The organism is Mesobacillus zeae, from assembly GCF_003570705.1.
Classification (GTDB): Bacteria; Bacillota; Bacilli; order Bacillales; family Cytobacillaceae; genus Mesobacillus_C; species Mesobacillus_C zeae.
The window spans coordinates 38,936-50,540 of the sequence record NZ_QWVT01000017.1; the positions used below are offsets into that span (position 1 = coordinate 38,936).

General features: G+C 35.7%; 16 protein-coding genes. 8 read left to right on the plus strand and 8 right to left on the minus strand.

All coding sequences use genetic code 11. From position 1 onward, the window contains the following. Nucleotides 1-29 precede the first annotated feature (29 nt). The 6 genes from D1970_RS10850 to D1970_RS10875 all read left to right on the plus strand — a co-directional run bounded on the left by D1970_RS10850 (nucleotide 30) and on the right by D1970_RS10875 (nucleotide 5,176). Complete coding sequence (locus D1970_RS10850; RefSeq protein WP_119112890.1) at nucleotides 30-665, plus strand: hypothetical protein; 636 nt, start codon at nucleotides 30-32, stop codon at nucleotides 663-665. Beyond that, complete coding sequence (locus tag D1970_RS10855) at nucleotides 665-1,870, plus strand: adenine nucleotide alpha hydrolase family protein (RefSeq protein WP_119112891.1); 1,206 nt, start codon at nucleotides 665-667, stop codon at nucleotides 1,868-1,870. The genes D1970_RS10850 and D1970_RS10855 overlap by 1 nt, the downstream gene beginning before the upstream one ends. Further along, entirely contained in the window at nucleotides 1,857-2,588 is a 732-nt protein-coding gene (locus D1970_RS10860) for a TatD family hydrolase (RefSeq protein ID WP_119112892.1), read from the plus strand. Before D1970_RS10855 ends, D1970_RS10860 begins: the two co-directional genes overlap by 14 nt. A 67-nt stretch (nucleotides 2,589-2,655) precedes the next feature. Continuing rightward, nucleotides 2,656-3,138, plus strand: coding sequence for an ImmA/IrrE family metallo-endopeptidase (locus D1970_RS10865; RefSeq protein ID WP_119112893.1), 483 nt, complete (start codon nucleotides 2,656-2,658; stop codon nucleotides 3,136-3,138). A 45-nt stretch (nucleotides 3,139-3,183) separates the two neighbouring features. Then, on the plus strand, nucleotides 3,184-4,356 hold the full coding sequence (locus D1970_RS10870) for a tyrosine-type recombinase/integrase (RefSeq protein WP_119112894.1): 1,173 nt from the start codon (nucleotides 3,184-3,186) through the stop codon (nucleotides 4,354-4,356). A 589-nt stretch (nucleotides 4,357-4,945) separates the two neighbouring features. Next, nucleotides 4,946-5,176, plus strand: a complete 231-nt coding sequence (locus D1970_RS10875) for a hypothetical protein (RefSeq protein WP_119112895.1) — start codon at nucleotides 4,946-4,948, stop codon at nucleotides 5,174-5,176. A gap of 224 nt (nucleotides 5,177-5,400) precedes the next feature. On the opposite strand, the gene D1970_RS10880 is transcribed toward D1970_RS10875, so the two are convergent. The 4 genes from D1970_RS10880 to D1970_RS10895 all read right to left on the minus strand — a co-directional run bounded on the left by D1970_RS10880 (nucleotide 5,401) and on the right by D1970_RS10895 (nucleotide 8,483). Further along, entirely contained in the window at nucleotides 5,401-6,672 is a 1,272-nt protein-coding gene (locus D1970_RS10880) for a RidA family protein (RefSeq protein ID WP_119112896.1), read from the minus strand. Between the two features lie 394 nt (nucleotides 6,673-7,066). After that, complete coding sequence (locus tag D1970_RS10885) at nucleotides 7,067-7,579, minus strand: DUF3189 family protein (protein WP_119112897.1); 513 nt, start codon at nucleotides 7,577-7,579, stop codon at nucleotides 7,067-7,069. Between the two features lie 17 nt (nucleotides 7,580-7,596). Next, nucleotides 7,597-7,872, minus strand: coding sequence for a hypothetical protein (locus D1970_RS10890; protein ID WP_119112898.1), 276 nt, complete (start codon nucleotides 7,870-7,872; stop codon nucleotides 7,597-7,599). A gap of 422 nt (nucleotides 7,873-8,294) precedes the next feature. Then, the gene (locus D1970_RS10895; RefSeq protein WP_119112899.1) at nucleotides 8,295-8,483 is read right to left on the minus strand and encodes a hypothetical protein; all 189 of its coding nucleotides are present in this window, start codon (nucleotides 8,481-8,483) and stop codon (nucleotides 8,295-8,297) included. Between the two features lie 426 nt (nucleotides 8,484-8,909). Between D1970_RS10895 and D1970_RS10900 the strand changes: the two genes are divergently transcribed. Then, a complete protein-coding gene (locus D1970_RS10900) occupies nucleotides 8,910-9,602 on the plus strand; it encodes a YetF domain-containing protein (RefSeq protein ID WP_119112900.1) in 693 nt (230 codons plus the stop codon). 131 nt (nucleotides 9,603-9,733) lie between these two features. Here the strand turns inward: D1970_RS10900 and D1970_RS22390 are convergent, their stop codons facing one another. Further along, on the minus strand, nucleotides 9,734-9,877 hold the full coding sequence (locus tag D1970_RS22390) for a hypothetical protein (RefSeq protein WP_181213473.1): 144 nt from the start codon (nucleotides 9,875-9,877) through the stop codon (nucleotides 9,734-9,736). Nucleotides 9,878-10,069: 192 nt separating this feature from the next. On the opposite strand from D1970_RS22390, the gene D1970_RS23400 reads away from it, so the two are divergent. After that, nucleotides 10,070-10,252, plus strand: a complete 183-nt coding sequence (locus D1970_RS23400; protein ID WP_119112901.1) for an aspartyl-phosphate phosphatase Spo0E family protein — start codon at nucleotides 10,070-10,072, stop codon at nucleotides 10,250-10,252. Between the two features lie 118 nt (nucleotides 10,253-10,370). Here the strand turns inward: D1970_RS23400 and D1970_RS10910 are convergent, their stop codons facing one another. The 3 genes from D1970_RS10910 to D1970_RS10920 all read right to left on the minus strand — a co-directional run bounded on the left by D1970_RS10910 (nucleotide 10,371) and on the right by D1970_RS10920 (nucleotide 11,336). Continuing rightward, nucleotides 10,371-10,553, minus strand: a complete 183-nt coding sequence (locus D1970_RS10910) for a hypothetical protein (RefSeq protein WP_119112902.1) — start codon at nucleotides 10,551-10,553, stop codon at nucleotides 10,371-10,373. Nucleotides 10,554-10,606: 53 nt separating this feature from the next. Then, nucleotides 10,607-10,786, minus strand: a complete 180-nt coding sequence (locus D1970_RS10915) for a hypothetical protein (protein WP_119112903.1) — start codon at nucleotides 10,784-10,786, stop codon at nucleotides 10,607-10,609. Between the two features lie 262 nt (nucleotides 10,787-11,048). Continuing rightward, a complete protein-coding gene (locus D1970_RS10920) occupies nucleotides 11,049-11,336 on the minus strand; it encodes a hypothetical protein (protein WP_119112904.1) in 288 nt (95 codons plus the stop codon). Between the last annotated feature and the right edge of the window lie 269 nt (nucleotides 11,337-11,605).

Sequence of the window (11,605 nt, forward strand, 5' to 3'; positions counted from 1 at the left end):
AATTTATTTAAAAAATTTGGAGGAGTATTATGGGGACATCAAAAAGGAAATTATCGAGTGATATAAAAAAAATATTAAAACAGAAACCAATTACGCAGCTCAATGAAACTGCTCCTGAATTGTCAAAGAAAATATTAAATCCTAATCATCTTAGTTCAAGCTTTGACACAGAAGATACTATAAACGAGTCTATTAAAATTATTACTAAACACTTTATAACTATATCTTCCAATGGATTTAAAGGTAAGACAAAAAAAGAGTTGGCTAGCGACTCAATTACTCAACAAGAATTTATAGAAATGATATTAGATCAAATTGAGAATCAAGCATATATTAATTCTGAAATTCTCGAAAAATCATTAAAGATTGTTATGTGTAAGTTCTTGGAGATAGAGGAATTCGATGTATACTCGTTTGCACATCACCTATTTTATGAAATCATTTATCAAGTCCTCCTCGGTGATTTGAATGACAATATTAAGGATGTATTTGAAGATTTTAATTACGATCTCATTAAAAAGATGGTAAAAAATCTAACTGATCAAATTATGAATGATTCTGTTTATGAAAAGGTCAATCTTTTTATTGATAGAAAATTATATTTAAAGGACGTTTTAATCCATATTTCAAAACAAACATCAAACGCTAGTTTTGGGGAATTCTAATGGAACAAGAAATAAAATACTTATCAAGTTTACATCTAGACCTGTTAAAAGATTTAACTTTTAATTATGAGGAAAACAGTACTCTTGTGCTTGATCTTGTTACTGTTATGGCAGCAATCTTTAGGGAAGATGTGCATACTAAAAAGTATAGTAAACCGCGCGTAATTCAATTAATTATCCCTGTTTTCAATCCAGTAATTTGGACTTCTTCCGTGAGGAAGGTTGAAGAACTTACAAGATGGGTATCTGGAGATACCTTTAAGTTTTCTTTTATCAAAACTCCATTTACCTTCGATGGATTCATGAGTAGGTTAGAATTGCCTTCATCGAATGCAGTTACTTTATTTTCTGGGGGATTAGATTCTTTCTGTGGGGCATTTCATAATCTTGCAAACGGAATAAAGAGTGATTATGTAGGTTTTATAAATAAAGGTGAAGAAAGAACTAAGCAGGAAGCAGTTGCAACGTTTTACAAGGGCATTTTTGACGACACCACTGAGATAATTCTAGTAGAAAAGCCATTTCAAAGAAAAGAATATTTTGTACAGTCAACAAGGTCATTGTTGTATTTAGCCCTTTCTATTGCTAAGGCATTTTTCAATAAATCCAATGACGTTTACTTATATGAAAATGGCATTTTATCTTTAAACCCTGAATTGAAAAATAGATACACCACAAAGACAACCCACCCAAGAACTATTTTTTTATATCACGAATTACTATCAGGAATAGGTATAGCACTAAATATTCATCATCCATTTCTATTTAAAACAAAAGGAGAAATTATTAATTCGTTAAACCTGACATTTAAAAAAGCAATAAAAAAAACTTTTACTTGTGGTCAAAGTCGTACAAATCCCGAAAGAAATCATCATGGCCAGTGTGGCATATGTATCCCTTGTTTACTTAGAAAGATTTCCTTAGCTGCGTATGATAACGAAAAGTTCGATGTTGAATACCAATATGGTTATGAAATTAAACCTTCAGATATTAGTGAAGACGTTTATAGAAAAGACTATATTAGCAACTTAGACTATTTTAAGACATACGTTGGTCTAATTAGAGCTGGTAACGCTCACCTTGAAATTAAGACGAGGGAGAAGTACTATAAGGGTATTCCAGACTTCAGAGAAAAAAACCAAGAAATGTTTAATAAATTCTCTGAGGAGTACGAGAGGTTTTTGATAAAATATGCCCCTGATTGATACCCATGTACATATTGACTTTTATCCAGAGCCAGAAAAAGTTGCTTTACAATATGAAATGCTACAAATTTATGCTCTGTTCGTTACAAATTTACCTGAGATTTTTAATAAGCATTTTAGCGCCTTCCAAAAGCTTAAGTATGTAAGATTATGCCTCGGGTACCATCCCCAAATTTCGAGCGAGTACGAATTAGACGTAGAACTCTTCAAACGCCTTGTAGAAAAAACTAGGTATATTGGAGAGGTTGGACTAGACTTTCATAATGAACATGAAAATATAAAAAATAGACAAATAAATGCTTTTGAATTTGTTACCTCTCCTTGCTTTAATAAAGGAAGAGTTTATTCTATTCATTCGAAGCAGTCTGAAGATTTAATTTTGGATATCCTAATTAAAAATAATGTTAAACATGCAATTTTCCACTGGTATAGCGGGAAAATTTCGACATTAGAGAAAATAATTGAACAGGGATACTACTTTTCCCTTAATCCAAAGATGTTAACAACTAAAAACGGAAATAAAATTATTGATCGTATACCGCACAACAAAATTTTATTTGAAACTGATGGCCCATTTGCTCGTTATAACAAAAAAATTATTTATCCAACTGAACTTTCAAAGATTTACTCTGATTTTGGAAATTTAATCCCATCATTTAATGACTTAGTTTTTAATAACTTTAGGAGACTTCTTATAGAAAAGGACCTGTACAAATAAAATACTCTCTATCTGAGAGTTTTTTGTTACGCAAAAACAGAACATATATTCTCATTCGGAGGGTCATATGAGGTACCATACAACATTGCTGGAAGACTGGATTCAAAATTTCTACTTTAACATCGGGGTTTTTCACCCTCACCAATTAGATATTGAGGATATTATCCATAGGGTTGGATACTCCCTAACATATCGAAATATTTCAAGCAGATTTTATAATGATGAAGTAATTATTGACGAACGGTTGACGCCACAACAACAATGGCAGGAGTTTGCTCACGAACTATGTCATGCAGAAAGGCATTCAGGCAATCAACTGATAATGCCACAACAATTTATTGAGCTGCAGGAATACCAAGCGAACCTATTTGCCTATCACTTTTGTGTGCCAACTTTTATGCTTCGAAACATCGTATTACCTTCTAATAGAAAGGAAGCTGCTCTTTTAATTTCAGGAACTTTTAATGTTGAATTCAAATTTGCTGTGTTTCGACTCAGGATATATGAACGACAGCATCGGTTTGAGATGATTTCCGGTTGTCGTTATTAACAGGAGGAGAAATCTATAAAAAAAAAGACCTAATGGGGTGGGAAAATGGCTTACATTGAAAAGAGAGGTAAAAGCAGCTTTCGATTAAATGTTGTTATTGGTTATGACAAAAAAGGAAAAGCTTTATTAGAACGTAAAAATGTAAAGGCTAAAAACGCAACAGAAGCAAAAAAACTGCTAACCCTTTTTGAAGCAGAAATATTAAATGGTAAATATGTTAAAGTTGATGACAGAATGACGCTAGATCTGTTTTTTGACGAATGGCTGGAGAAGCATGCTAAAGAGAATCTAACACCAGACACCTGCCAAAATTATGTCAACATAATAAGAAAACGCATACTCCCAGTATATGGACATATGAAGTTGAAGGACATTAAACCCATTCATATTGTAAATTTTGTAGATGATTTAAAAAAGAATGGAAAACGACTAGATGGGAAAGAAGGTTCTCTCTCTGCTTCATCTATAGCTAATTGTCACAGAGCATTTAATAACCTTTTGTCTTTTGCTGTTAAGTTGGAGCTCATAAAGGATAACCCCGCAAAAGCAGTTAAGCCGCCTAAGGTAAAAATTAAGAAGTCAGATGTATATTCAAAAGAAGAAATCGAAGTACTCATATCTAACTTGGAAAAGTATCCTCTTAGGTGGCAAGTATTAATAATGCTTGCTTTGACTGCTGGTGCCAGAGAGGGAGAAATAGCGGCTTTAGAGTTTAAGCATATTGACTTTGAAAAATGTCGCATTCAAATCGAACAATCTCTCACCGAGGTTACAGGAAAAGGAATTAAATTAAAGCAAACAAAAAATGAAAGATGGAGATATGTTTCTGTCCCCTCTTCTTTGCTTACGATGTTAAAAAGGTTAAAAGTTCAACGATCACAGGAGCAAATGATTGTTGGAGACATGAGGGAATGGACTAGTCACTTCTTTATTTTTGCAAATGAATTCGGTAAGCCGATCCGGCCAGATAGTATAAGTCAGTGGTGGAAGAGGTTTACTACAAGGCACAAGATGAAGCATATTCGATTTCATGAACTTAGACATACATCGGCAACCCTTTTAATTAATGAAGGGGTACATGCAAAAGTAATTAGCGAACGTCTAGGCCATGCAGACATATCAACGACAATGAATATTTATGGGCATGTATTGACCGAAGCAGACCAAACGGCTGCGCAGCACTTTGATTCTCTTTTCAGAAAAACCGGAGAAAAATAACCACTCCCATTTTGGGAGTGGATTGGGAGTGAAATTCAACAGTTTCACTCCCGAAAAGCTAGAATCAACCCATTTCTATCCTACGAACTATTGATATCATAAGGAATCCTCCACTCCCCCATGCCCCATTCTCCCACACACCATCCGTTTCCTAAACTGTAGGTCGGAGGTTCGAATCCTCTCTGGGACGCTACCAAAACCCTTGTATATCAAGGGTTTTTCTTTTTATATTCTTAAATATTCTCCTCAATAATGGTTTTTGGGGCAGGATTGGGGCAGGATTATTATTTTGCTGTTTAAGTTGCCATTTTATATGGTTATTTATATATAAAAGGACCCTTTAAGGTCCTTACATACTAAATTTGATTAAGAGACTACTATCCTGTCAAAGTGGTAAGCACCGCAGGATTGGCAATATTATAATTGGACAAACCCTTTCGTAACAAGGCTTTCGCCTGACTGAACCATGTTTAACCATGATAGAAAAAGGTCATTGTTGACGGTGTTCGTCAACAATAATATTCTTTGCTTTTTAACATTCTGCATGGGATATAATAAAGAATATAAAAATTTTTTCTGGAGAATAAAAATGAATGTGAGTATAACGATAAAGTACAGCTCTCCAGCCGGAGAAACGACACAGAGTGGAACATTTCAAATTGCATACGAATGGTGGAAAGAAATTAATATGACTGGCTTTATGAATGAGTTGGTTAGCGTGGTTATAAATGAGGATCAAGACCTTACGAATGAAGTTAAGCAGTTCGAAAAACAACAGAGAATTTCAGCTTTTAACGCTGCTGAGGACTTGCCTTTTTAAACGTAACACCCCACTCATCGAGTAGGGCGCTTTTTTATTGTAATATGATCCAGTTAAAATCATCAGGATATTTAAAGATAATATCTTGGAATTTCCCACGATCTTGAATAAACTCATTGCGCAGAAGTTCAAGAACTCATGAGAAGCCTCCTTTAAAAACCTCTATGTTAGCAAAATTTGAGCATTCCACCCTCATCTTATGTATCAAGGGGTTGGAGCAGCGTTTATGCTATTGGAGGTGTTCCTTCAGCGTTTGCTACAACTACATCGATTTGGACTAAAGCATCTTTAAGTAAAGCTGATACGCCAACTGTTCTTCGTGCAGGAACACCGCCTGGGAAGAATGTCGTGTAAACTTCGTCGACTGCATCAATATCTTCAATATTTTTAAGGAAGATATTTACTTTAACCACATCTTCCATAACGTGGTCGATACTTTCTAAGATTGCCTTAATATTTTTTAAGCACTGTCCAGCCTGCTCTTTTACATCACCAGCTACCATTTCACCAGTTTTTGGGTCCAAAGGTAATTGAGCTGAAAGGTGATTGTAATGAGAAAACGCTACAGCTTGTGTAGATAGAGAACACTTTGGTGCATTTTCAGTGTTGTTTGCCTTTATGATGATTCCATGCCTGTCTTCAACAGCTTGTGGAGGTGTACCATCTCCGTGTGACACCACTGCTTCAATTTGTACCAAAGCATCCATAGGTAAAGCTGAAGCTGCAACTACTGTCCGTGCAGGGACATAGGCTACGGCCCTGGCGATAGCCGAGTCTGGGAAAAATGTTGTATAAACTTCGTTTACGGCTTCAATATCCGATAGGTTTTTAAGGAAGATATTAATTTTAACAATATCGTCAAAAGGAACGTCGATACTTTCTAAAATTGCCTTGATATTTTTTAAGCACTGTCCAGCCTGCTCTTTTACACCGCCAGCTACCAATTTACCAGATTTAGGATCGATAGGTAATTGAGCTGAAAGGTTATTGTAATGAGAGAAAGCCACAGTTTGTGTAGATAGAGCACTTGTTGGTGCATTTGCCGTGTTATTTGTAAGCTTTATGAGGTCGCCTGCTTGTGGTGCGTTTGGAATTGTACCCTCACCGTTTGAAACAAGTGCTTCAATTTGCACCAAAGCATCCATAGGTAAAGCTGTCACTGCGACTACCGTCCGTGAAGGAACATAGGTTGTGAAGAATGTTTTATAAACTTCGTCTACAGCGTCAATATCTTTGATATTCTTAACGAATACAGTGATTCTAACAACATCGCTCATAACATGATCGATACTGTCTAAGATTGCCTTGATATTTTTAAAGCACTGTTCAGCCTGCTCTTTTATACCACCAGCTACCAATTTACCAGATTGGGGTTCGATAGGTAATTGAGCTGAAAGATTATTGTAATGAGAAAAAGCTACAGTTTGTGAATATGGACCGATACCTTTTGAAGCATTTTCCGTATTTCTTGCTAACACTGTGTTATAGCCGCTCATGATATATTCTCCTATTAGATAATTTTTTCATATAGATATAATTATTAACTCAAATTTCGCCCAGTAAAAACCGGTTTAAACCATGGTTGCGTTAACCTCTCGAGTGGTTACTCTAGGTGCAATTATAACAGGCATTCTTCGTTATGAATAAGTGTTTTTTGTGAACGTTTTCATAACGATGCAAAACCATTTTTAATTCTTTTTTCATATTATTTAAAATGGAGTTTCGTTCTCTATCCGGACAATTTGTAGTTTGATCGAGATATCAGAAGCAAATGGAGTTAATAATCTATCCAAATTATAGTAACTTTTTGGGCCCCAATTACATAAAATGAACTATAACAAAAAAAGTCCAATTTCAGGCCACCCTTTTCCCAGGGGGGGTTTTAACTCTTTATGCTTGGTATTTCTTATTATCAATCTTAACGATTTCAAAGTTTGATTCCTTCGCAATTTTTTTTGTGTCATTCACCAGTTGTAAGATATTGCCATAACATTGTTGAGCACCTTTTATGAGAAGCGGGACTCCTATTCCATCAACGCCTAACCCCCTTGAGAAAAAACCCCCTATTGTCATAGCAAGGGGTACAACAGGTGAGGTATTGGAGAGTATTATTTTTTCTCCAATCTGATTACGGCTTATTAATATTTCGCTAAAGTGGTGAAGCGATTCAATTGTAAGCTTTGATGATCGTCTGCCAAGTGTGTAAACTGGATTTCCTTCATCGTCTTCTCCATGTAAAATAAATTTTCCTGCATCATCTTTATTTAACTTATTAAAGTATGGCAAAGCCAATATCTCTGCTTTTTCGGGGATTTTTTTAGGATCATTTATAATTTTAAGGTGGTGGGCAGCTGCTAATGAAGTGGTATGTGTTCCACCAAAGTCATGATAGATGTAAATCAAATTTTTCGCTCCTATTCTCAAGTGTTTCTATACGCCTTTATTTGTGTTTTTATTGATGAATAAAAGCCTACTCCCGCATTACCATAAAAAAATCCCATAAAAGTACCTGTCCAAAGGTTATTCCTGTGTGCAAAGAAAATTGAAATGATTAATCCAAAAACATTAGCCACTGCAGGTATGTATGGCTTAGGAATATTCAGTAACCACTTACATATTTGAGTCAATAATACGACTAGGGGGACAGCAATAACTGCATCCCAGAAGTTTGTATGTACAATTGGAAAAACTTCCATTCTGACACCTCATTAAAAATCACTCATCTATATGGATCTATATTCTATATTTTAAATTATGTTGTAAATTTTATAAGTTTATACAATATTTATGGAGAATTATTAATTACATCAAAGTTAAAAAACGATCTATTTTAGAAGGAACCAAGTATATGTTAAAGTCTGTCTTTATTTTATTTCCTTTATTTCATTAATCAGTCTTTTAGATTAGTCCAAAAGTTATAAAACCAACCTGCTCCGTTAGTTGAATATTAAAATTAACATCAATCTTTAACAGCGCCTTTCTTTAAAGTGCATGGATGGCTATTCTTCATTTTCATCCTCATCAAACACAGGGATTGCAATACACCTGCAACGGTAATCAGTACCAGGAAGACCGACTTCCCGGGGGATTCCAATAGTATAATGATATTGTCGAATAATTACCAATTGCCGGGAGTGATCCTGGCTTTTTTATTTTGCTTTTTTAGCAGCCGGCCACTTGTAATCAATCCGATCAATGGTGAGGAGCGTTTTTCAGCCTCTTTCGTAGGCCTGATGGGATGCTTGGCTATGTATGCCAGTCGCTCATCTTCGGTCATTTTCCATGATGTTACACTGCCGGTCATCATTGTTGGTCCTCCTTCCCTGTATGGTTCGAACCGTTAACTAAAAGTAAGTTTTCAATAAAGAAATCCTCGAATGGTATAAATCCAATTTAATTAATATTTTTTTCTTTTATTTTGAATAATCATCACCGGTAAAATTAGCATCATTCTTTTCTAATGCCTGTAAGCTTAAAAGCCATTTGCGGAAGTTTTATGTTTGCTCAATCAGATCCTTCAATCTTTCTTCTTGATTGGATGGAACATTATACATTTTACCTTCCTCCCCTTAATCAACAGTTTGATTACATACCGCCGAATCTCCGGACTTCTACATATTGGAACTTTCCGCCTTCTCATAAAATTTAATGAAAGTATCTATACATTAAACCGAAAAAAATTAGAGACAATAACATAATAATTCACATTCAATATAAAAGGGGTCTAATGACTATGTCAGTTCCAGAACTAGTTCTCAGAATTGCTATTTCTTTTGCTACGTTGTTGGTGCTAACGAGAATTATGGGAGGAAAAGAAATTTCTCAAATGACTTTTTTCAACTTTGTATCAGGGATTTCGATTGGTGCTATCGGTGCTTCTGTGGCCATTGATGCCTCATTAAGTATTCGTAATGGGCTAATAGCATTGGGACTTTGGAGTGCTTTTACCATTTTTCTTGGATTTTTAAATATAAAATCCAAACAGGCCCGTATAGCTATTACAGGACAACCAATCATCCTTATTAGAAAAGGTCAAATTATGGATGAGGCCCTTCGTAAAGCACAGCTGGATGTAGAGTCTTTAATTAGCTTGTTACGTAAGAAAAACGTATTTGCTGTTTCTGACGTTGATTATGCAATGTTTGAGACAGACGGTAGCCTCTCAGTAATGAAAAAGGAATCCAAGCCACCTGTCGTCAAGAGCGACATGAATCAACAAGCTAATAATGTTTTCCCTATCTCTATGGCTGTGATCACTGATGGGAAAATCGACATAAAAAATTTAAGAAAGCTAAATCTTGATAAAAAGTGGCTAGATCAACAGTTAAAGTCAGCTGGTATTAACTCTGTTGCTGATGTATTTTACGCCCAAGTTCAAAAGGATGGGACATTGTATATTGATAACAAGAATGATGTTCTTAAATAAGTTTCAGGAATGAACAGAGCGAGTGATAGCCCCTTTTTTAATTTTTTCTCCTATATTCCGCAATATGCCTCAACTACGCATCAATCATTCTTAAAAATCCTCTTGATTTCATACAAAGTTTCTTTGTTGTTCTATACTTGCCGATCCAGATTGATTAAGTGATCAGTTTGATCAACAAGCTTGCTCCAGTTCCGATTAACGTAATAGAACACGAGCAGCAGGATGAGGAAGTTCACAGTAAGAAATCCCAGAATTAAAGTACTCACTAAACTCATTTGTCACTTCTCCTTGTTGATGTTTCAGTCTAATTTTTTAATAGTTAGCTTTACTGGTCTAATTTCCCTCGGGGTTTACACCCATCGCGGAAAAAATTGTCACATTTTGTTCATATGACCCAATTAGGTAGTTATCATTCACTGATAAAATAAGTATTGTAAGTGTCTATATTTGTCAAAAGGAGTCTGATAATGAAAACTTTACCGGTCCTCACGTTGAAAGAATTACGTCAATACATCGAATTCTTAAGGAACGATATGATTTCTCTAGGCAATCAATTTGGTTTCAATCACGAGATGACCATTATAGCTAGCCAAGAACTCGATTATTTTATCTACAAATATCAAGTGATTACTCGAAAAACGGACACTTAATGTTACCATCCGTTACGTTCCCGAATTTCGCTAACCTCTTCGTGTAAGAACGGATCGATGCTCTTTATATCATTCGCCAAGATTTTAAGAAACCGACTGAAAATGATGTAGAAGACTTTTATAAATTATTGCCAGCCTTCCTATGAGTAACGATGTGGGTTTTATCAAAGAAAATTATGATCCCGTGGAAATGGAGTTGAGTATCAAGATATTCATCTGACCAATCGCCGCATTCAGGACCATCACAGAGATAACGATCAACTTTATTTTTCGCTTTGAAAGCAATAACGGGAATACCCATCTATTTCTCCTCCAGGAGTTCAGGATTTTCTTTATTGAGCAGCAATCCCATTTCTAACAAAAGGTCACGAAAAGGAACAAAATCTCCATGAAATCCTGCAACTCTTTGTAGCCAGTCTGATCTTTGCACTTTGGGAAATCATACTTTTCTTCTTCGGATTCGCACGACCTGGCCTCTGGTGATGGAGTCCTTTGCCGCAGCCCTTCCAAAATCTCCGCGATTGTTCTGGCCATCCGGAATCCTCCTCTTTGCAAGTTTCTGAGAATTTGCTGGTGATGCTTGTCCAAGATATAGCCGACACAGTAAGACAGGCTGTTAATTCGGTCCCGAGCATGCTTCGGCTTGTAAGTATCAAATCGGTCTTTAAGGTAAACAAGGGCCTCCTGTATCGGTACGCCGCCCGCAATAATCTCCTGGGCTGCAGTTTCATCTGCTGGAGAACAAGCAAATCCGTAAGCTCGAAGTTGAATAAAGGTCTATAAGGACTTTCACTGCTTAACTCGAAGTATGTGATATTTCTCCAGACGGCACTGGATCACCACTTAATGGGCCGGTCGTAGGCACCCCGTCACTTTCTTCGTGTGCGTAATCAGCAGCAGCAAAATCATTCTTAAGACATTCTTTATCATTCTTGTTTATATCCGCGGACTGTTCCCTGCCTGTTACCTTACTGTTACCCTCAACACATTTTTGTTGGTATAAATCCCAATTAACGCCCCACTCATCGAGTAGGGCGCTTTTTATATCAAGACTCTGACAAATGATAAGGTTGATAATTCCCATAAAAAAATTGACCATCTCTTATAAATGGTCTTAACCTTTTACGAAGCACCCGTTACTTGAATAAAAAAATTGCCGAAGCAGTATTAAAAATTAATGGAAATACACTAAATAGTTTCTATCCTTTTGGCTTTTTGATATTTGATTGATATAACCTGCGATAGCTGACAGTAAAGATATAAAAGCAATTATCTTTAAAACACGAAAAGGATTTACACCAATTTGAGAACCTAAAATATGGATCTAAGTCAATATCTTGGACACAAATAAGT